A 22647-nucleotide genomic window follows, 5' to 3' on the forward strand; every position below is an offset into this window, starting at 1 on the left:
CGGAACCTATGTTTTGTCAGGAGATCAAATTGAAATCCGCTACGATATTGTTGAAGAGAACGATGAACGAATGATCAACAGTATCAGCTATTTAGGAACAGACACGATTATTGTTCCCATGTGTATTCCTGTTTCCACAATTACTGAGCGAGTTATGACGCTCACCTTGAATTAAATTTATCGGGTGAACAATCAACGATGGTTCAAAGCATCGTCTAGAAAAGCAAAACACACCCATCCAGGGGCATAAGACCAATGTATTTCCCTTTTCGAACGCGTATCCGGCGTGATCTAAAACGGCAACTATCTGCTGAGCAAGTTAGCGATGAATTACTTCAGCGTCACGCTTTTGCCCGGGATGCCGGTTTTTATCGCCTGTTACCCCGGTTCGTGGTCAAAGCCAGAACAGTTAATGATATCGCAACTATTTTCCGGATTGCCACCCAACGTAAACGAAACATCGTCTTCAGAGCCGGCGACACCAGTCTCTCAGGTCAGGCTGTCAGCGATGATATCCTGGTGGAGATCAAACAGGGTTGGCGCGATCTGGAGATTCTCGAGGGTGGCAAACAAATCAAGTTGCAACCGGGTGTTATTGCTGAAAAAGCCAATCAACACCTGGAATCTCGGGGCTATCGGATCGGTCCAGATCCGGGGTCCATTCGGTCAGCCTTGATCGGTGGAATTGTGGCCAATAATGCCAGCGGGATCGGGTCAGGCAATTTTGCAAATAGTTACCAAACCCTGGCTTCCATGGAAATGGTGCTGCCTAATGGATTGATTTTGAACACTGCCGATCCTCAAGATGATGAAAAATTTCAGCGCCAGGCTCCTCAGGCATACAAAGGTCTATTGCGACTGCGTGATCAGATCAGGGGAAGCACAGCCCTAACAAAAAAAATTCGCAATAAATACAAGCTGAAGAACACCTCGGGTTATGCCCTGAATAGCTTCCTGGACTTTGAAAAGCCGCTGGAAATATTAGCCCATCTCATGGTCGGATCAGAAGGAACCCTGGGATTTATCTCAAACGTCACTTTGAATACCATTCCTCTTCAGGAGCACAGGGCGACCGCGTTGTTGATCGTAAATTCTCTCAATGAGGCCGCCGGGCTGGTGCCCAAGTTGAAAAGAGCAGGTAGTTATGCTCTGGAGATCATGGATGATGCAGCTATCCGGGCTGTTCAGCACATAACCGGTTTACCAGATGAAATATATGGCCATTTAACAGAAGGCTCGGCTGCCCTGCTTATTGAATTTCAAGCAGGTGATCCAGACGCCCTAAGCCGTAAGGTCGAATCTGCACTACAAATCATTCTTGAGAAACAACCACATTTAAAACCTCAATTTTTCAATGATCCAGCACAGCGGGACAAATTGTGGAAAATGCGGCGTGAGTTGGGACCCCTTCATGCAGCAACACGACCCCATGGAACCACAGTCCTCAGTGAGGATGTCTGTTTTAAGGTCAAGGATCTGGCGCGAGCCATCAAAGACCTCAAATTCCTGTTGAAGCACTACGATTATACTGATGCTGTGATCTTTGGCCATGCCGGTGACGGTAATCTTCATTTTAAACTTAGTCTTGACCTTTCCCGTGAGCGCACACTCCAGAATTACAGGAAATTCATGGAAGATCTGGTTGAATTGGTCATCAACAAATACGATGGATCCTTGAAGGCAGAGCATGGTACCGGTCGCAATATGGCACCTTTCGTCCAGCGGGAATGGGGGACTGAAGCCTACCGTATCATGCAAGAGTTGAAGCTTCTGCTAGATCCCTCGAGCATCCTGAACCCCGATGTGTTGATCAGTAGTGATGATCAGATCCATTTAAAAAATATCAAACCCATTCCTCGGGTTGACCCTCTCATCGATAAGTGTATTGAATGCGGACTGTGTGAGCCCTGGTGTCCTTCGGCAGATCTGACCCTGACCCCTCGTCAGAGGATCAATGTGCTGCGTGAGATCGAAATGTATAGGTGTACCGGAGAGCATGAAGCTCTGGTTAAAAAACTGACAAAAGCTTTCAGGTATTCAGGTATTGAGACCTGCGCCACCGATGGGCTTTGTGGTCTTAGCTGCCCGATGGACATTGATACTGGATCACTCATGAAGCAACTCCGCGCCGATAATCATGGTTCAGCCAGTAGAGCTTTCAGCCAAAGCCTGGAACGAAATTTTTCATGGACCATGATCGGATTCAGATCTTTGATGCGTTTGTTCACACCCCTCCGCATTCTTCTGAAAAATAAAGCTATCCATAGCGGAGTAAAAACGCTGGCAACCCTGAGTCATGGAGCATTTCCAGCTTTAAATAGCCAGCTGGGAGTCGGACAGAGTTGTCGTCAGCCAGCTTCCGAGGCTGGCAAAGCTGAGGTGATCTATTTCCCCTCCTGCTTGAGTCGAGGTTTGTCAGATACTAGCCAACCCGAATTGTCAGTTCCCCAGGCTTTTCAGGAAGTGCTTGAAGCGGCAGATATTCAACTGGGGTATCCACAACACCTGGACGATTTGTGCTGTGGTTTGACCTTCAGTTCCAAAGGTTTTCCGGACACAGCCCTGCAGGCCGCTATCCGAACGACTGAAATGCTATGGATCAGTTCTTTAGAAGGGCAATTGCCCATCGTTATGGATACCAGCCCCTGTTCCAACCATCTCAAACACTACGACAAAATTTTGAGTGGGATTCATCTGGCGCGTTGGCGGGATTTGAAGATCATGGATATGGTGGAGTATCTCCATGATAAAGTTCTGGATAAACTCAGTCTTTGGCAGGTGCAGGAGCAGGTTGTGTTGCATTTGACCTGTTCCACCCGCCAGATGGGGATTGAGGAGAAAATGAAGAATATTGCCCAACGCTGTGCCCGGAAAGTGGTCGTTCCCCTCGATACAGGCTGTTGTGGTTTTGCAGGAGATAGAGGATTTTTAGTCCCTGAACTGACAGAAAGCGCCACCACGGCAGAAGCCCGAGAAGTGAAGCAAGTTGCTGCTCAAGGTTACTATTCCACCAGTCGCACCTGTGAGATCGGGATGAGTCTGGCAACTGACCAGAGTTATCAATCATTGATTACCCTCGTGCATAAAGCCCTGATAAGATCTGAGAGTTAGTCGGTTTCAGGGGTCTTCCCGGAGCGAAATTACTGGGCTCAAAAAGACGTAGCTAGATTTTAGCAGAAGTTTCTCTAAAATAGTTGTATTGACAAAATTCAACTGAAGGTTGTGGCGCTTTGTAATTACCCCATGCTTTAGAGGCTGTGTGAGAATAGGGACAACTCTTACCCCATGCTTTAGCTTGGGGGTATGATATCCTACTGGTTCTATGGGCTTTAGCCCAGTATTGTTGGGCTAAAGCCCTCCTTTTTAATATTTTTATAACCCCCAGGCTGAAGCCTGGGGTAAGTATCAAGAGTAACAGCACTATACGTAGAAAACCAAAGCTAATGTTAGCAAGTAATTATTCCATTGCAATGGAGTTTTCACACGGCCTCTTATACCTTTGTACCCCAGAATATTTTATTGACCACAAATCTCAATGATTGTATCCAGGTACGCATTCTGACGATGAGCCTGTTTTAAAAAATATTCCCGTTACCATCCTGTAAGCAAGTAGTCGTACCATTCAACCAGGAATCAAATTATACTGTTTTGCTATTTTGAATAATTATCAGGAGATATAAACATGCTTCGTTCACGTTTCATTTTACCTGCTTTGATCGGTCTCGTTCTTTTGTTATCGGCTTGTGTGTTCACCGGGCAAGAAGCCGAAACTGCCACCATTGATCTGAATTCACAACTACCGGTCGATCCGAATCTGGTTAGCGGAAAGCTGGAGAATGGTCTGGAATACTTCATTAAAGTTAATCCCAAACCGGAAAATCGGGCAGAGTTACGACTGGTAATCAATGCCGGTTCTATTTTGGAAGATGAAGACCAGCGGGGCCTGGCACACTTACTTGAACACCTCTGCTTTAACGGGACAGAAGATTTCCCCAAACAGGATCTGGTGAATTATCTGGAATCCATCGGGATGCGTTTCGGACCTGATCTGAATGCCTACACAAGTTTTGATGAAACGGTCTATATGCTTCAAGTGCCAACCGACAGTGCCAGTCAGCTGGATAAAGGTCTGCAAATCCTGGAGAACTGGGCTCACAAGGTCACCCTTGAAGATGAAGAGATCGACAAAGAACGTGGGGTTGTATTAGAAGAATGGCGGTTGGGTCAGGGTGCTGGACAGCGCATGTTCGATAAGCAGCTCCCCATTATGTTCAAGGGCTCTCAATACGCTGAAAGATTGCCCATTGGTTCCATGGATGTGGTTCAAAATGCCAGTTATGAGACCATCAGACGGTTTTATAAGGAATGGTATCGGCCTGATCTCATGGCTGTTGTAGCTGTAGGTGATTTTGACCCGTTGGCAATGGAAGCCAGGATCAAAAGTCTGTTTGGTGCTATTCCAAAACGGGATGAAACACGTGAGCGAAAAGCCCATGCGGTTCCCGGCCACCAGGAGACCCTGTTTGCGTTGGCATCTGATCCAGAAGCGACACGTTCCAGCCTTAATGTTTTGTTCAAGCATCCTGCTCATATCAATCGTACAGCGGGAGAGTATCGCAGCGGTATTGTTGAGCGACTCTACCATGAGATGCTAAATGCCCGCTTTAGTGAGATTTCCCAGACAGCTGATTCACCCTTCCTGTATGCCTATTCCGCAAAATGGGGTTGGGCTCGCACTGCTGAGATGGTTGCCCTGGGGGCCGGTGTGGTAGATGGAGGTCTTGTTCAGGGACTGGAAGCTGTTTTGGTTGAAGGTGAGCGGGTTCGCCGGTATGGTTTTACAGAAACTGAGTTGATCCGAGCCAAAAAAGAGATTCTCAAAGGAATGGAAAAACTCTACCAGGAACGCGATAAACAGGAATCTCGCGGATATGCCTCTGAATTAATCCGGCATTTTTTGCAAGAAGAGGCAACACCTGGAATCGAATATGAATTCAAGCTATATCAGGAAACGGTTCCCGGTATTCAGCTAACAGAAGTGAATGCTCTGGCGCAGAAACTCATTACAGATGAAAATAGAGTGGTGATGGCATCCAGTCCTGAAAAAGAAGGTCTGGCGTTGCCATCTGAAACTGAATTAGCTGCTGTATTTGAAAAGATTGCGACTCTAAACATCGATCCCTATGTAGATAATGTCTCTACCGATCCACTTATTCCAGAGTTGCCCCAGGCCGGGACTGTCATTGCTGAAAAGGTTTATGAAGATATCGACACCCATGAATTGACCCTGAGCAACGGTGTGAAGGTGGTCCTGAAATCAACAGACTTTAAAAATGATGAAATCCTGTTCCAGGCTTATAGCCCGGGTGGGTATTCGGTCTTTTCAGATGAGGATCTGATCACAGGCAAGATGGCTGCCAGGATCATAGATTATAGTGGTTTGGGGACTTTCAGTATGGTGGATCTGCAAAAAATGCTGGCTGGAAAACAGGTCTCCACCACACCCTATATTCAGGCTCTCTATGAAGGTTTGAGCGGCTCTGCTTCTCCTGCTGACCTCGAAATATTATTCCAATTGATCTATCTTCAATTCACTGCCAGTCGCCAGGATAGTGAGGCTTTCGCATCGCTCATGACCCAATTCCGGTCACAGCTGGAAAACAAGAGCCTGAGTCCTGAATCCGCTTACGGCGATACTTTGAAGGTGACCCTGAACGGACATCATCCACGGCGCAAACCAATGACCGTTGCCATGTTGGATCAGATCGATCTGACCAAAGCTCAACAATTGTATAATGATCGATTTGCCGATGCCGGTGATTTCACCTTTTTCTTTGTGGGAAATTTTAACCAGGAACAGATCACCCCATTGATCCTTCAATATCTTGGATCGCTACCAGTGATGAACAGGAACGAAAAGTGGGTGGATGAAAATGTTGTCACCCCTCAGGGCAAGATCACCCGCGACGTGAAGCGAGGCGTGGAACCAAAGAGCACTACCCGCATAGTTTTCTCAGGTGATTTTGATTATACCCGTCAAAACCGTTATGATATGTATTCCATGATGCAAGTTCTGCGTATTCGTCTCCGGGAGGTGCTGCGTGAAGATATGGGGGGTGTCTATGGTGTTGGAGTCTGGGCCAGTATGTCCAAAGAACCCACAGCAGAATATTCATTGAATGTCACCTTCGGCTGTGCTCCAGACAGAGTTCATGAATTGACGGATGCAGTTATGATTGAGATCAAAAAGATCATGACCGAAGCTCCGGATCAAACCAATGTGGATAAGGTAAAGGAATCCCAACGCCGTGAACGTGAGATCAATATCCAAAAGAATAGGTATTGGCTGAATTCGTTGGCAGTCTACTATCGTGAAGGTCGCGATCTGGAGAATTTCATGAAATTCAGTGAGTTGATCGAGGGCTTTGATGCAGAAGATGCCCAAGCCGCAGCAGCCAAATATTTTGACCTGGATAACATGATCCAGGTGACTTTGTATCCAGAGGATTAAGCTGTTTAGCTTGATGGACAATGGCGGGTTACGGTTGACATGGGTAATACCAGCCCGGAACCAACTCAGTAGCAATTTCGATCAATAAACAGGAGAAAAATTTAAATGGATATCAATACAATAATAGAACAGGTCTACTCGACATAATTATGCTTGGAGTATTCTGGGGGCAATACTCATATTCTTTATTGGTAAATATATTGCCCGCAAAGTTACCGGTCTTTTGGCAAAACTGCTCAAGCGTCAACAAGTTGATGAGACCCTGGTTCGATTACTGGGCGGTTAAGTTTAACCTGACTGAAAAGATCAAATTGGCTCTGGATGAGTCCGGCATCAGTATTCCATTTCCTCAGACGGCTGTTCACGTCCATCAAAAAGGCAATTAATCATGTTGGCAATATTGAATCAGGAAAAGATAGTCCCGGTATTTTGGATACTGGTTGGCTTGACAATCCTTACACTGCTTGGAATGCAGATCACTGGTGAGCCGCTTAAGACAGAAGCTGCCCCAGGCGGAATTATCACTTTTGAATTGATCGGGACCCTCGAGGGAAGCCAGGATATCATTAAATCCTGGAGCGGGCAGACCATGATCTATGCTGGGATCAATATGGGTCTGGACTTTTTATTTTTGGCCCTTTATGGATTTACAATAGCGTTGGGTTGCCTGCTTATATCTCAGAGATTACCGATGCAGTGGTCTACTGTGAAAAAGTTGGGAGTTTGGTTGGCAGCAGGAGTACTCCTGGCTTCTTTTCTGGATATCGTTGAAAATATTGCCTTGATTAAATTGCTATTGGGGTCACAGAATGAGGTGTTGCCGGTGCTGGCGAAATGGGTTGCCCTTCCGAAATTTACGCTGGTGCTGATGGCCTTGCTTTATGTGATCGGCGGGGTGGTTCCAGCTGTAAGGGAATAAGTCTAGCTGTTTATGGCTTGCTTGAGCTCAGCTCGCAGTTCGAGAACAACCCTCACATAATTCTTAGAAGGATTGTATTTGTAGACTGCTCGCCAATTGGCTGAATTCTCTGAAAAATCGGTACTGCTGATCTGATAATTACCTCGTTTGAGCAGATAATTAGCAATGCTGGCCAGAACATCCGCCCATTCAAAGGGCTCCCTCACACCATCTCCATCCATATCAACAGCGTAACTTTTAAAGCTGGTGGGCATGAATTGTCCATAGCCAAAGGCACCGGCATAGGAGCCTTTAACATCATGCGGACCTAAACCGTCAACGCGACAGATCATGAACCAGGCGACCATTTCATCTTCGGCCCATTTTGCCCGGCGGGGAATGTTATGGATGATGGTGTGAAGCGAGTTGAAGACCGGATAAGCCGAGGCATACATTCCATATTGGGTTTCTACACCAACAAAGCTAAGGATGAGATATGGATCCACACCATAGCGTTTTGCGACCTGATACAGCAGGGTTTTATGTTCATTGTAAAATTTTATACCCCCATCGATCCGCTTGGTATTGACGAAGATACGCCGGTAATCAGTATAATCCATTTTTTCAGCCGGTTTAGCAAACCGGGTTGAGATACTTGGATCGATCTTGATCCCAGGATTTGAAAGAACCTGCCAGGCATAAGTTGCCGGAACACCACTACGACGCAAACGCTTAACCACCCGGGTATAAATTTGTCTGGCTTGCTCATTCTTTGCAATAAGGTTGACCATGTCCTTTTCCACTTGATTGGACCAACTGACGGGAACCGTGCCATGTTTTGATTCACGGTCAGCAAAGACCAGCGTCGCGGTCAATAAGAGGAAAAAGGGTATGATGACTTGTAGTTTTATCATGCTCTGATCTTCGGTTACTGATTCAATTTACTTTAGGACTGTGATTTTACGTGTGATGGAGATATCATTGACATCCATTTTCACTAAATAAAGCCCGGATGATACCTGGGCTGCATTCCAGCGGGTAACATGTCGGCCAGCATCCAATGATCCACTGAATATGTGGGCCACTTCGGCACCTCTCAGGTCATAAATGCTGATTTGCACCTCAGCTCGTTTTGGTAAAGTAAAGGGAATGCTGGTCCAGGGATTGAATGGGTTGGGATAGTTGGGTAGCAGGGCTAACTCTGCTGGCCGTTGATCCTGTGGATCATCCAGCGCCAGATAGTTGCGATCCACCACTCTCAATTCGTCAATGTAATAGACCCCAACATTTGGTTGACCCGGTACGTAGGTCAGCTGAAAACTGTCAAAACGCATCGAGCCGTCCAGATTGCCATCGCCGATCCAGGTTCCGGTTCCGTCCACCGCCATATCCCAACTTATCAGTCGCCAGCCGTACCAGTCAATAGTATACCAGGGACTGACCTCGTGAGTTCCGCTTCCCGTGACATTATCATCGACACAAAAACGAAACTGGTTACCATTGTTATCCCCGAAGACGTAGGCCTGCATAATTTTGCTACTGCTGAAGTGAACATTTTGAGGGGGCCCAGAGTTGAGGTATTCGCGAATCAGCCAGGATCCCGCATCGGGATTCCAGCCATAATTGAGAGCCATTGAAGTTTCGCTCCCAATGTTCATGACCGTTAAGTCCGTACTGCCGGACATGGCAGTTTCCACACCAATTTCGCCTGTTGTACTGCCACTGGAGGATGGTTGCCACCAGTTTGAAGTCAAGCCATTTTCAAAGTTGTCAATACTGACAATGTTGTAATCAAAATTGGAAGTTGTAAAACTGATCAACGTGCCATTGCTTTGAGCGTTTCCAAAAAGGTCTTCGAAACCGGGAAAAATCCTCACTCGGTAGGACTCGGCATCAAGCAGGTCATTCATGGCATAAAGCACCAGGATGCTCTGATCGTTGATAACATGATGTTCAATAACAGTTTCCTGAAGCTGAAGATCATAGATCCGTTCAAGTTTGATCATGTCGGTAGTAATTGTCTCAGGTTCCAGTTCCTCATCCCAAACAATGTTAAAGATCGGTCGAAGATCTACCAACTCAGACCCTGAAACCGGATAGGTGTCCACAATGACGGGTGCTGTATTATCCGGTGGGCTGGTTCTGAACCAGATAGTCCAATCATCACCACCACTGCCATCCTGGTCACCGTCCAGGTGAAAACCGGAAAGATCCATGGCCGTGCCGGCAATTGTGATGGTGTAATCGGTGAGATATGCCAGCGTGTCGGTTATCAGATAAGCCATTAGTTTACCATCGGGAGCGAAGTAAAAAGTTCCGTCAATGTGAGGTTCGATGGTGAAAGCTGCTTCCACAGAAGCTTCGTTCATGGCTTTGGAAAAAGTAAAATTTGGAATGTCCCAGGCAGGATAGGTGGTATCGGCATTTGCCGGATGAGAGCTTACAATAATAGGGGGGGCGTTGTTTTGAAGTATAAAATTACTGATGGTTGTTGTATTGGAACTAACATTAACTGTCCTTGAATCAGTTGCATATCCTGGAGCATTGACCGTGATCTCGTACTGACCGGGTGCCAGATCATCAACACAAAAATATCCATTATTGTTATCATCACCGGTAGAGCTGAAACCACCTGGCTCAATGTTTACTTGAATACCATTTAGGGGTAATCGCTGATCACCAAGACTGGAAAAGTAAAAATAATCAACCAGTTCCTCAGCATCCCGTACCAAGCCGGCGATCGCACCAGTTGAAAAGCCTGGTTCATCAAAGTAATCCAAGAAGCTTCTGGCAATGGCTCGTGCTTCATGCTTGCGGTAGTCCAGATTCATTAATCTCCAGGATTCCGGCAGATAGTCATGAAAAGAACCCTCAGAAATAGTTGCCGGCATATTAGCAGGATAAAGCACGCCATAGCCATAGGTCCAACTGGGATTCAGGGTCAAATCTCCAATGGCAAGATTGCTGGTGGTATAATCAACGGCATGGATGTCAGGCGCCATGATTAGAGCCATGGTTCTTGCCAGGGGATATGTAGGCGTATTGGTATGCCCATTGTAAATAACCATGGTGTAATTGGCGGTACCGTTAAAACCATTGCTATGGATGCTATTGAAATAATCGGCATTAAAAGAATTGGCCAGACCGATCCGCTCAGAAAGCGAGGGATCATCGGTGGTGCCATTGTTTCCGGTGCGTGTGATCGCAACGTCTGCTCCCAGCCCAAGGAGGATAGTCCTCAACTCCAAGCCTTTGGTCAGGTTTGATTCAGACTCCCAAAATCCGGTTGCTTCAATGTAGCGATCATCACCTTCATGACCCCCATGGCCGGGATCGATACAGATCCTCACGCCAGTTAGGTCCTGTGAAAATGTTATTGAGGCCAGCACCAGGAAAAGTATTATGGTTTTTTTCATTTTAGCCTCTAGTCGATGATGGAAATTGTGGTTTCGAAGATCTCACCCTGAGGTGAGTGATAGATGATCTGCTTACCCGAAGGTGACCACTGCGGGTACATTTCGATCCGATTGGGTGTATCCGTGATCATCCAGGCTTGGCTGCCATCAACAGAAGATATCCATATTTCAGATTCGGTGAATTGATGACCATCATCCAGATCTTTCATGAAAACCAGGAAATGACCGTCAGGAGACCATTGCGGTACATGAGCCAAACCGAGATCTGTGATCAGTTTACCATCCAGGTCACAAATGAAAGTTCCCCGGCCAACCCCGGTGAAAACGATGAGATTCTTTTGCGGAGATAATTGCCCCCAGATATAATTTGCGTTTCCCAGGGGTTCCAGATCTTTCAGAATGCCATTTTGCAATAATTTCAAACCGAGATCAGCATTTATCAGAGCAGTGGCAGCTGGTAAAGCATCAACTCTGCTTTCACTGGGGCCATCCAACATAACCAGGTCGTTTCCCGTGCGGGTTATTATTTGATCATCAGCAGTGCCAGTGGTTGACAGGAAACGCTTTTGATCGATAAGACGGTGGATCCCCTTGGTGCTTGACCTAAACAATGAGGTATATTTTCGCCCACTGATGAACTCATCCTGCCTGAAGACGATGGAACCATCTGTCAAGCTTATAGGTTGAAATCCCGCTCCCGGTACATCTGTGATCATGGATATTTCAAAACTGGAACGATCCATTGACCAGAGCCCGGTATAAGCATTGCCTGTGAAATATATAGAATTACCGTCTGCTGAATAACTTGGGAAAAAGCTGGGTTCTTCCAGATTGCCATTGAGTTTCCGGGTTGCTTCCACAACGATCTCTTTGGCAGATAGCACGGTTGTCATGATGAGTAGCAGCACAATAAAATTCGTTTTCAAAATAGGTTTCTCCTCTAAGTAAACTGATCCAATTTACTTTAAAACGGTGAGCTTACGTGTGATGGAGATATCATTGGTTTCCATCTTCACCAAATAAAGTCCTGATGTAAAAGGGGCTGCATTCCAACGCGTAACATGCCGGCCGGCTTCCAATGATCCACTGAATATGTGGGCAACTTCGGCACCTCTCAGGTCATAAATGCTGATTTGCACCTCAGTCCGTTCAGGTAAAGTAAAGGGAATATTAGTCCAGGGATTGAATGGGTTGGGATAATTGGGCAGCAACGCAAACTCCGTGGGTTGTTGATCAGGAGAATCATCCAATGCCAGATAATTGCGCTCCACTACCCTCAATTCATCGATGTAATAGACACCAACATTTGGTTGATCCGGTTCGTAGGTCAGTTGAAAGCTGTCAAAGCGCAGCATGCCGTTTAAATTTCCATCACCGATCCAGGTACCGGTTCCGTCCACCGACATATCCCAGCTTATCAGGCGCCAGCCGTACCAGTCAATCGTGTACCAGGGGCTAACCTCGTGATTAGCTGCTGCTGATACTGGAACATTGTCATCGACACAGAAGCGAAAATGATTCCCTAAGCCATCTCCAAAAACATAGGCTTGCATAATCTTAGTGCTATTGAAGTGAACATTGCGAGGAGCGCCACCGCTAAGATATTCTCGCAGCAGCCAGGAGGAAACATCCTGGTCCCAGCCATAGTTCAATTGCATGGAGCTGACACTTGAAGTGGTGAAAGTAACCACGCTATCATTGAGCCCAACACTGGTTAACTCAGTAATAATACCAGTTGTACTTCCGCTCTGTTGAGGAACTAGCCAGGTATTTGAGATACTGCTGTCAAAATTATCAATAGTGGTAATTGTGTGGGTGTAGTTTGCAGTCCGGTACGTTAATAATGTGCCACTGCTGGTGGCGTTGCCAAACAGATCTTCCAGGCCGGGGAAGATACGGAGACGATAATTCTCTGATGGCAGAAGATTTTCCTGGGCATAGAAGACCAGTGTGCTTTTCTCGTGGATCACATAGTGCTCCAACCGTCCTTCGATCAAGTGCAGATCGCTAAGCCGTTCCAACTTGATCAGATTCGGATCGATGCTGTTTGGTTCCAACTCCTCATCATAACTGATGTTGATCATGGGGCGCAACTCCATGTTCTGAGTGCCATCCGCAGGATAGACTGACACCAGCACCGGAGCAGTGATATCCGGAGGGCTGGTATGGAAGGAAATGGTCCAATCGTCGCCACCTATTCCATCGTAGTTCCCATCCAGCTGGTGACCATGGACATCATGGGCTGTCCCCAAAATTGTTATGGAGAAATCACTTTCGTATGCCAGAGTATCATCGGGAATAAAGCTCAAGCGTTTTGATAGATTCGCCCAATCAAAAACCCCGGAAACTGCAGGGGTAATGCTAAAAGCTGCTTCGGTTGATGCCTCGTCCATGGCACGATTAAAATTAAAAACCAGGGTTTCCCAGGCTGGAAAACGCGGGTCATCAGCTGACGGTTCTGAAGATGCAATCACTGGTGGAATATGAGCCAGAAGTTGGATATCTTGAAAAGTGACAAAATCATCAACCAAGGTATTTACCTGGAGGGTGTCAGCGTAATACCCTTCAGCCGCAACGATTACCTCATAACTGGAATCAGGCAGGTCTTCGAAAAAATAGAAACCGTTATGGTAGGCATCTGGATTCCCTGTGAACAAATGAAATAGTGATTCATAGGTGTCAGTTGTATAACTCTCACCATTAACGGTTACAGTTGCACCATTGATTCGCTGTCCAGTTTCCGTATCGGTGATAAGGCCTGCCAGAATACCGGGGAAGGGTCGATCCAGCCCAAATTTATCCAGAATGGTCCAGAACATACTGTAAGCCATCATCCGTTTGTACTCTTCGTTCATAGCGAGCTGGTTTTGCAGGGGATTGGTATGGTGTCCCTGTTCGCTTAATTCACTGGGCATATTGGTATTACGATTAACATAAAGGTAGGGACCGGGCCAACTGGCTGTACAGGCGCCAGAGTAGGCGTAAAACGAGCAATCTCCTCGAGAACCGATGGATGGTAGGCGCATGACATCTGCCAGCAATTCGATCATAATATCGCTCATGGCTTCTCCACCCACTGGTGGATCAGGGGTTCCATTATACAGTTCGCCCCAAAGCAATAGGACGTTGTTGTGTGAAGGCGCACCGGCATTGGAGTGAATGGAATGATACCAGGCAGCACTCCGATTATTTGCATCCAGGGTTCGCTCGTACAGGCTGACCTGAACGTTATCATTATATCGGGCGGACCAGACCGTATCAATGTCGGTCTGAGTTAAAAGTATTTCCCGTAGATTCAGAGAGGTTCGCAGGACTTCTTCTGCCTCGGAATAGCCGTTGACACCCATGTTTTCAGTACGACTATGCCCGGGATCCAGAAAGATATTCCAACCGGCCAGACCGGTTACTTGTGCATTTAATCCAGAGATGGTCAGCAAGAGGATCAATATTAATTTCCGCATGATTACCTCCATTCCACTTGTTGTATGAAGAGTTGGCCACGTCCTTCAGTATCAAAAACGATCCAGCTCCCATCAGGTGACCAGTCCGGATGCATTTCCAGCTGATCTGGAGTATTGCTGATATTTAAACGGGTCTCGGTGTCAGTGTCCAGGAGATACAATTCCGAGCCCAACATGGTATGGCCATCATCTTCAGTCAGCATGAAAACGATCCACTTGCTGTCAGGCGACCAGTCCGGTGCAATTCCGGATCCAAGACTATGTTGTCCACTGCCATCACTGTTGGCGATCCATAGCTTTTGACCGGAAGTTGAATAAACAATTCGGGAGCCATCAGGGGAAACAGCATAGCTCGTGATGTTATCCTGGTTGACTGGGAGTGTGCGATCATTGTTTCCGGCCGTATCACGATGGAGTAGTTGGCCGTCTTTCACATAAAAGAGAGACTCACTTAAGGAGGTTGTCCGGCTATTGTTGGCATGAAAACTTTCAAACTTATCAGCATTGGTCAGGTAAACATGGGAATCGGTGGTAGACCAAAGGGGGGTTCCGGTCATACGGGTTCTGGGTTCGCTGATCAGCTGAGTTGAGTAATCCTCAGTATTGAAGCTTACCAGCGTATTGGTTCTCAGCATATTATCGAAGTGAGCTATTCGGGAGGCGATCCTGGTGCCTGAATGGGACCAGGCAAAACCGTATCCTGCTGAATAGGCATTACTGAGCTGGATCGCAACGCCACTTGGAAAATCAATCAGAAATAAACCGGTATAGCTGGGACCCGCTGCAGCCACTTGATCACCATTTGGTGACCACTGGGGAGCCATGTAAAAATCTCCTGGCATGCTCAAAGCAATAGGTTCGCCTTTTGGGATAGCCTGTTTGCCCAGTGAAATACTGGCCAGAGACAGCAGTATAATTGTAATCAACCCCAGATGTCGATACATGATTTTCTCCCCAAAATAAGTTTTTACGGCACCCTTATGCCAGTTAGTAAAAAGTCTTGCCAAACTTAGTCGGGTCAATAGGGCTCTCAAACATGAATAAGCTAACAATTGTTGGTCTGTGATCTGGTATAAGGCAAAGCAGGTTTGCAAATGAGAAACCGCGAATTACACGAATTACACGAAAGTGTTTTCCCTTTTGGGAGAATACGGGAGGGAAAAGATAGTTATTGGTATTGGTATTGGCGGGATGGTAAAGGACTAATCCAGTAGTCGAATGACCTCATCATCACTGAAGGGGAAGCGACCTTCCTGTGTTTTGGAAAAAACAAGAACATCATCTTTCCAGATATTATAAACGCCTCCACTGGAAGGTAAGATGGTCAAGGTCTCGACATTATTGCCGTATTGTTCAAGAATTCCGGCAACCAAACTGGTTGCTCTGGGTAGGTAGTTTCAGATAACGCAGTATTCAACTTTGATTTTCATCTGTTTCTCCTTTGCTGGACTAAACTAAAACGGGAACTGCTATTGACAACCATTGAAAATGAATCTTAAAGACAAAAAGTGGTTCACCTGGGATTTTGCATTTCCACCTGAAGATTGTCAGGTGATTTGGGAATTGAAGTGAGGTAGGAGATTGATGAATATTAAGTGCCATCGATTTGAGACTTCAGCTCCGCTCTCTGGATACTCCTGGAAATGAATTGAACCGCGAACAGGGAAATTAGACTCATGCCAGCTCCGGCAAAAAAGGGAATTCGGTAATCTACAATCCAGGCTAAACCACCTAAAACGGGAATTACCACTGCAGCAATATGATTGATGGTAAAACCAACGGCCATAGTGGGTGCCATGTGTTTTGGATTACCGATTTTCTGAAAGAAAGTGCGGATTCCCATGGAGAAGTTGAAGAAAATATGATCCAGAATATACATGACGGCAATGATCAACTTGGAGTCAACGGTGGCATAAGCAATGAAGATGAAGATGAGGCTCAGATATTCCACTGACAATACTTTTTGTTCTCCGAAACGAATGATGGCCTTGCCAATCAAGGGGCTCAGGAAATAATTAATGGCATTGTTCAACATGAAGAGCAGGGTAATCTCCTTGATACTGAAATGAAACTTTTCCACCAGTAGAAAGACCGCAAAAGCCACAAATATCTGACGCCGGGCACCGGCCATAAGGGTCAAAAAATAATACAATGAGTAGCGTTTCCTGAGAATCATTTTTTTGTGTTGAGGAACCGTATCTGCGCGGGTCGGATTCTGTAAGGCGCCCCAGATACCGACTCCAATGATCAGTGATCCCAGGATTCCGAACATGGCTTCATAACTAAGGAAGGAGCTAAGCACGAGAATAATAATACCAATCATGATGGCAGCAGCGGATGAATAACTACGCAGTTTGCCCATGACCCAGGGTGAAGTGTGTTTGTCGAAATACTGGAGTGTCAAAGACTGGTTGGTTGTCTCAAAATAATGAAACCCAAAACTCATGAGCAGGGTGGTGAAAATCAGTCCCATATAGGAAGGGAATAGGCCGGTGATAGCAACCCCCAGCCCAAGGACAGAAATGGATAATGCCGATAACCGGTGTTCCCGAATAACCAGGGTTACAAATACGACCAGCAGAGCCAGGAAACCGGGGATTTCCCGGACTGACTGGATCATGCCAATATGATCACCGCCCAAGCCGGCTACTTCCACGGCGAAATTATTAAAAAGAGTGCGCCAGGCTTGCAGGCCTACAGTAGAGGCGATAGACATGATAGCCAGGAAAATGAACATGCGATCTTGTTTGATGTTTTGCATTGGCAAAGAGGCTAATTCAAAGTGTTGATTGATTGAAGGCTTTTTTTACCGCTCAGTGTTGCTTCCAGCTATATCGTGACCGACCAGATTTAAGCAGATCAAAAAAGTCGTTTTAAACGGATGTGATTCAGCGCAGCACGGTATTTTCGATAAATGTAATCTATAGTTATAATTATGTAAAGAGTACTTGTCATAAAGTCTTTCATGATTTACATTCCGATGAAATAAATATGAGGGTATCATGGAATTAACAAATGAATTGAAGGTCTGGCGGGCACGACGGGACATCACCCAGCAGCAGTTGGCTCAGGCGGTGGGTTTGAGTCGTCAAACCATCCATTCCATTGAAAAGGGTAAGTTTGTGCCATCCGTCATGTCCGCCTTGAAGATCGCAGGCTATTTCGAAACCAATATTGAAGAAATATTCCATTTAGAAAGGGATGAAAAATGAAATTCAGAGGCAATTATATCTTGCTGTTTGTGGTGCAGTTCTTTAGTGGTTTTTGGACGTATTATGCCTGCGTTCAGTTTGGACTGGTTGGCGTAGGTTATGGCTTTATCCCTTTTCTGCTGGCTCTTATCCTGGTCCAAACGAAATATGCTCCAGATGAACGAGAACTTGCTTTGATTCATAAAACTGACAGTGCCCAGGGAATAGCCATTGCTGTTCTTATGACCGTGGTCTATATGTGGTTTCCAGATGTAAATTGGTTTTATATCTTTGTTGCAAATATTTCCATAGTCAGAGGGGCGATTGGTACGGCGTTATTTTTGACCAATTAACATTGATCGAAGCAGTCTGCCCTTAGTGGGAGTTAACACCGGGCCATCAGAAACGATTACCTCCCCTCTACGAATTACCGTTTCCGGGAAGAGAGCCGGCAGTCCAGCATAAGCATTCCAGTCCAGGGTTGTATCCAGATCCTTTTCCCAGCCAGTTGATGAAGCGCTTGGGTCGATGATGAGTAAGTCGGCATTGACTCCCAAGCTAAGCGATCCTTTCACCTGTTGCAGACCAAAAATTTCAGCCGGATTGTGACTGGTCAGTTTTGATAACAGACCTAGATCGAGGCCGCGTTTGATAAATTCTGCCAGCAGGGTGGGGAAGAGGGTTTCCACGCCACCCATGCCGTTGGGGATATCCTGAAATGGAATATCCCGGGGCTTATCATCCAGACAAAAAGGACAATGATCAGAGCCAACAGTATGGATCTGTCCATCTTGGATCCCTTGCCATAAGGCTGCTTGATCAGCCGCTTTACGTAAGGGGGGGCTGGATACGAACATGCGTCCATCTTCCCGCTCATAGGCGCTTTCATCCAGCAGCAGATAGTGGGGGCAGGTCTCGACTTTTAACAAAGGAAAATTTGAAGCTTCTGCCAGGCCAGCAGCTGTATTGAGGTGAACAATATAAATTGTACAACCGGTGAGCTCAGAGATCCTTCCCAATTTTTCGATAGCTCGTAATTCAGCCTCTGCCGGTCGACTCAAACCATGATATCTGGGATGGGTTTTATGCTGACCAGCATAAACTGCTGAAGCCTGCGTGATGACCTGATCATCCTCGGCATGCACCATGAGAACACCACCATGAGAACCAATGATCTTTGCCACAGTCTTTATTTGCTCATAACCAAGCATCATCCCAGCTTCTTTGTAGGTGGTAAAGACCTTGAAACTGTTGAAACCCATGGATATCAAGCTGGGGATTTCTGCCAGTATTTCGGGCTCGAAACGAGTGATGTTAATGTGCAGACCCACATCGCAGAACGCTTCCTCAGCCAGTTTTTTGCGAACAGCTAAACTTTCAGATAAAGATTGTCCCGCTTCCAGGATGGTGAAATCCAGAATGGTGGTCACTCCACCGTGGAGTGCTGAGCGGCTGCCGCTGGAAAAATCATCTGAAGAGATGCCGGATTTGATGGGAATGCCCATGTGGGTATGGGGATCGATCACTCCGGGAAAGATCCACTTTCCTGAAGCATCGATGATTTTAGGTTGCCTGTTTACATCAAGCTGTTGGCCTACAGTCACAATCGTTTCATCCTGAATCAGGATATCCTCATGACGTTGACCATCAGCATGAATCACTAGGCCGTTCTTGATCAGAAGTGAACTCACAGATCAGCTCCCCGGTAAAAACCAACAATTTCAGACATGATACTGATGGCAATTTCAGGGACTGTCTGAGCCTGAATATTGAGTCCCACCGGAGCGTGAACCCTGGCTATTGCCTCACCAGGGGTACCTTCACCAAGCAGACTTTGAGAAAGGATGCGCCATTTTCGGGCGCTGCTCACCAGTCCAACATAAACAGGTGGATGTTTGAGAATTCCCATCAAAAGTTCGTGGTCATGTTTGTGTTCGCGACTGGCGATAAGCACGAAATCCTGCTCAGGTATTTTCGGCACGTCCTTCCAGTTTATGGGAAATTCCAGAGAAACACGTTGTGCATGAGGAAATCGAGCTGAAGTCATCAACTTTTCTCTATCGTCATAGATGGTGACCTGGAGATCATTAAAATGAGCCAGATTAGCCACGGATTGTCCCACATGACCAGCTCCAAAGATATGAATTACCGGTGGAGTGAACGGCTGCCACAAGAGATAGTGCTGATTTTTATATTTAAATGCGCTGGTCTTTTGATTCTCGAATATTCCCTGGAGTTTATCCTGTAAATCGACATCATTATCAACTATCGTTTGTCTGGATGGAATGAGTTCTCGTTCAACTCGTACTGTTTGGCCTGTATCAAGTGATAGTTTCACCATGAGTTTGCGATTGTCGCTCATTTGACCCAACAGATCCTGATAGAATTGTTGCATACTTCGGGTGAATGGTTCGACCAGCACCTTTAGGGTTCCACCACACAGACCGATATCGTCGTTGACATCGTGCCCCGTCATATCAAAATTGAAAAGTCGGGAATCAGACCTTTCCATGAGATCTTTGGCTGCTTTAATCACCTTAAGTTCCATGGAGCCACCACCGATAGTGCCCAAGATCGATCCATTCCCCAGAACCAGCATCAAGGGGTAATCTTTGCGAGGAACTGAGCCTTTCCACTCTACTACTGAACAAAGAACGGCTTTTTGTTTACCAGAATGGTTTGACCATTGTTTCAGAAGGTGCTTAAGCACGGGATTGAGCTTTTAGATAAAGCACAATAGCTTCAAAAACACCAGAGGCGATGGCTCTGGCTTTCTCAGAAATATGCAAATATTCAACTGAAGCCCCCCGGGGATCCACATCACCGATCTTCATCCCTTTTATGACTGGCGTATGGTGCGAAATCAATCCGCGAACAATCCCATCCAGTGGAGCAAGAATGGATATGGAGTTATCGATAGAGCCAAGTTGCTGATCCTGGCCAACAATCTGTCCAAATTCAACCTGCCAGGTGACGCGTCCCGCTTGAGGGGCTCGTACGATACGCCGGGATGTTTCACCGCCCACAACGCCCGGTATTCCTGTATCTTTGGAGGACCTGCCATCCGAAATCACCCGGGCCAGATCATGTCCCCGCATGGTTTCAATAACTCGATGGCAGTTTTTTGAAGTATCAAAACCAGGACCTAGACCAATCATCAGCTTAGCCCAGGGGCGAAAATCTTCAGCATAGTGTTTGATCATGCGGGCATCCACAATAATATCAGGGGCTAATTTGCATAATTGTTCAGCTTCATCTTCAAAGACGGGGATATAGCTCCAGGGGGTTGGCTGAGGAAGCTCATATTTTTGAATGCTTTTTGCCAGAACACCCTGGACTGTGGTTGATCCATCCATGATGGCATCACTGAAAGTGACCGGTCTTCGGATGGCCAGAGGTGGCGAGATATCAGACATAAACACAGAAAACCCAACCCGGTGGAGCAAATGAGCGACGCCACTGCCCAGCTCTCCGGCTCCCCTAACCCACACAATAGTTTTATCGAACATTGACAAACTCCAGATAATAGTCCATATCCAACCCAACCCCTTCATCTGCCACATCGACAAACAAAGTTTCCTGACGAAAATCATTGATGATCTGACGACCCCCAATATCTCCGGTAGTTTCCAGAAATTGTGGGGCTAGTTCAGTTGAAAAGAAAGTCGGGTGCCCCAATTTATTCTCAAACCGAGGAGCAAGGATCAAGGGCTTTTCCTGCTCAAGTTTATTAATGAGTGATCCAACGGTCTCCTGTTGAATAAACGGTTTGTCGCCGGGACAGAAACACCAGTAGTCATAACTTCTGCCAGCCGCTTTGATCCCGGTGATCACTGAGCTGGCCAAGCCGGTGTGAAATTCAGTGTTGTATTCAAATATCAGCCTGTCATCAAATCGTTTTTCCAAAACATTCATGATCTGAGCACTTTGATAACCCAGGATCACATAAGTATCCAGATCAAAGCCAATATATGTGTTCACCGTATGCTCAATGGCCGTCCGGTCTTCCAAAGTTTCCAGCAATTTGTTAGGCGGGAAGCGGGTAGAACGTCCAGCCGCAGTAATGATCATGGCCAAATTCAGCATTAATGAACCTGATCCAGATAACCTGCTTCAAGACTCCCCTGGTAGATGGTCGAATTGCTGACGCGTGCGATTGCCTGAGCCAGTTTCAACGCTTCCTCTGGATAGAGATCTGCCTTATTCACAAAATAGGCGACTTCTATCCCGGCAGGCACTTTTTGCAGATAGCCATACTGGCTGGTAAGCACTTTGGCAATGAAGGCCGGATCCAACACAAAATTGGCATTAACCTCCCATAGTTCTCGAAACAATTCCGGTCGATGTACGAATTTGCCATCAACTTTTGCACCCACAGCATCGGCACCAACCAAGATAATGGCGTGAGTGGCATAATTCGGGATCATGGGGTCAAATGGTTGATGTGCTTTGAAAGGTTTTTTCCGAGCACCATCACATTCAAAGATGGTGAGATCAGAGGCTTTATACAGGTTGTGCAACTCATCTTCATTAAGGCCCAACAGTTTTTCAGCATGTTCCACGGCACCCATGATATAGAGCGGGTTGCTTTCCAGAAGGCCTGGTCTGTTTTCCTCGGAATCAAATTCAGGATAAAAATGAACCTTGTGAATATCAGATACACCGGATTTAGTAAGCGAGGATAGGATCACGTGAGCATGATACCTGGCCAGCTCATCACCCAGCGTGTGAAGCAGGGCAGTTTTTCCGCCGCCACCTAATATGCCGATGCACGCATCATATGCTTGCGAGGGGGTTTCAAAAAGTAGTTTAGAAAATTTCATCGACGAATATAACCAATGTTTCAACCTTGCGAAGGTCATTTGAGCATCTCGGAACGAATCCCAATACAGATCAGGGTATCAGACCACTGGCAACAGGCAACCCAAGGCGAGGATTCGCATTCCTGTTTGGTGGTGGTTCCCAATCCTGAATCGATTTCCGCGGTTAGGGAGGAAGCTGTCATATCTGCTCCGGAAATGACTAAAAAAACAGAAATTCTAAGCTTTCCACCAGGGTAGAACCGATCAAAAAATGATATATGCCTGGATATGATCTCTATCACTAATATTATTAATGATTTGTCTAAATTGGATCAGGAAGGGAGAAGGTCTTTGTGATATTGGTCACG

At 46.3% G+C, this 22647-nt stretch carries 16 protein-coding genes and 2 pseudogenes; 6 read left to right on the forward strand and 12 right to left on the reverse strand.

The window, feature by feature from the left end:
* Positions 1-255: 255 nt before the first annotated feature.
* The 4 genes and pseudogenes from U9Q77_00080 (at position 256) to U9Q77_00095 (ending at position 7430) form a co-directional block, all read left to right on the forward strand.
* Complete coding sequence (locus U9Q77_00080) at positions 256-3111, forward strand: FAD-binding and (Fe-S)-binding domain-containing protein (protein MEA3285760.1); 2856 nt, start codon at positions 256-258, stop codon at positions 3109-3111.
* A 571-nt stretch (positions 3112-3682) separates the two neighbouring features.
* Entirely contained in the window at positions 3683-6511 is a 2829-nt protein-coding gene (locus tag U9Q77_00085) for an insulinase family protein (GenBank protein MEA3285761.1), read from the forward strand.
* Between the two features lie 236 nt (positions 6512-6747).
* Positions 6748-6897 (forward strand): annotated as a pseudogene (locus tag U9Q77_00090) (mechanosensitive ion channel family protein).
* A 2-nt stretch (positions 6898-6899) separates the two neighbouring features.
* The gene (locus tag U9Q77_00095; GenBank protein MEA3285762.1) at positions 6900-7430 is read left to right on the forward strand and encodes a hypothetical protein; all 531 of its coding nucleotides are present in this window, start codon (positions 6900-6902) and stop codon (positions 7428-7430) included.
* A gap of 2 nt (positions 7431-7432) precedes the next feature.
* Here U9Q77_00095 and U9Q77_00100 read toward each other — a convergent pair whose 3' ends face one another.
* From U9Q77_00100 to U9Q77_00130, 7 genes and pseudogenes are all read right to left on the reverse strand, one after another.
* Positions 7433-8323, reverse strand: coding sequence for a lytic murein transglycosylase (locus U9Q77_00100; GenBank protein MEA3285763.1), 891 nt, complete (start codon positions 8321-8323; stop codon positions 7433-7435).
* Between the two features lie 27 nt (positions 8324-8350).
* A complete protein-coding gene (locus U9Q77_00105) occupies positions 8351-10825 on the reverse strand; it encodes an Ig-like domain-containing protein (GenBank protein MEA3285764.1) in 2475 nt (824 codons plus the stop codon).
* An 8-nt stretch (positions 10826-10833) separates the two neighbouring features.
* Positions 10834-11751 carry a hypothetical protein gene (locus U9Q77_00110; protein MEA3285765.1) on the reverse strand — a complete coding sequence of 306 codons (918 nt, stop codon included), beginning with the start codon at positions 11749-11751 and terminating at the stop codon, positions 10834-10836.
* Between the two features lie 33 nt (positions 11752-11784).
* Complete coding sequence (locus tag U9Q77_00115; protein MEA3285766.1) at positions 11785-14286, reverse strand: Ig-like domain-containing protein; 2502 nt, start codon at positions 14284-14286, stop codon at positions 11785-11787.
* 2 nt (positions 14287-14288) lie between these two features.
* On the reverse strand, positions 14289-15230 hold the full coding sequence (locus tag U9Q77_00120; protein ID MEA3285767.1) for a hypothetical protein: 942 nt from the start codon (positions 15228-15230) through the stop codon (positions 14289-14291).
* 258 nt (positions 15231-15488) lie between these two features.
* Positions 15489-15671, reverse strand: a pseudogene (locus U9Q77_00125) (Rdx family protein).
* 206 nt (positions 15672-15877) lie between these two features.
* Positions 15878-17047, reverse strand: coding sequence for an MFS transporter (locus U9Q77_00130; protein MEA3285768.1), 1170 nt, complete (start codon positions 17045-17047; stop codon positions 15878-15880).
* Between the two features lie 241 nt (positions 17048-17288).
* Here U9Q77_00130 and U9Q77_00135 point away from each other — a divergent pair, with 241 nt between their 5' ends.
* Positions 17289-17498, forward strand: a complete 210-nt coding sequence (locus tag U9Q77_00135; protein MEA3285769.1) for a helix-turn-helix transcriptional regulator — start codon at positions 17289-17291, stop codon at positions 17496-17498.
* The gene (locus U9Q77_00140) at positions 17495-17830 is read left to right on the forward strand and encodes a hypothetical protein (GenBank protein MEA3285770.1); all 336 of its coding nucleotides are present in this window, start codon (positions 17495-17497) and stop codon (positions 17828-17830) included. The genes U9Q77_00135 and U9Q77_00140 overlap by 4 nt, the downstream gene beginning before the upstream one ends.
* On the opposite strand, the gene U9Q77_00145 is transcribed toward U9Q77_00140, so the two are convergent.
* From U9Q77_00145 to yqeC, 5 genes are read right to left on the reverse strand one after another with little or no spacing between them, the layout of a single operon-like run.
* Positions 17813-19168 carry an amidohydrolase family protein gene (locus tag U9Q77_00145; GenBank protein MEA3285771.1) on the reverse strand — a complete coding sequence of 452 codons (1356 nt, stop codon included), beginning with the start codon at positions 19166-19168 and terminating at the stop codon, positions 17813-17815. The genes U9Q77_00140 and U9Q77_00145 overlap by 18 nt on opposite strands.
* Complete coding sequence (locus U9Q77_00150) at positions 19165-20187, reverse strand: XdhC family protein (GenBank protein ID MEA3285772.1); 1023 nt, start codon at positions 20185-20187, stop codon at positions 19165-19167. Before U9Q77_00150 ends, U9Q77_00145 begins: the two co-directional genes overlap by 4 nt.
* Positions 20180-20986, reverse strand: a complete 807-nt coding sequence (gene yqeB, locus U9Q77_00155) for a selenium-dependent molybdenum cofactor biosynthesis protein YqeB (GenBank protein ID MEA3285773.1) — start codon at positions 20984-20986, stop codon at positions 20180-20182. The genes U9Q77_00150 and yqeB overlap by 8 nt, the downstream gene beginning before the upstream one ends.
* Positions 20976-21563 (reverse strand): nucleotidyltransferase family protein, encoded by a 588-nt coding sequence (locus U9Q77_00160; protein MEA3285774.1) that lies wholly within the window; start codon positions 21561-21563, stop codon positions 20976-20978. Before U9Q77_00160 ends, yqeB begins: the two co-directional genes overlap by 11 nt.
* Positions 21563-22300 carry a selenium cofactor biosynthesis protein YqeC gene (gene yqeC / locus U9Q77_00165; GenBank protein MEA3285775.1) on the reverse strand — a complete coding sequence of 246 codons (738 nt, stop codon included), beginning with the start codon at positions 22298-22300 and terminating at the stop codon, positions 21563-21565. The genes U9Q77_00160 and yqeC overlap by 1 nt, the downstream gene beginning before the upstream one ends.
* Between the last annotated feature and the right edge of the window lie 347 nt (positions 22301-22647).

The organism is Candidatus Neomarinimicrobiota bacterium, assembly GCA_034716895.1.
GTDB lineage: Bacteria > Fidelibacterota > UBA8477 > UBA8477 > JABMPR01 > JABMPR01.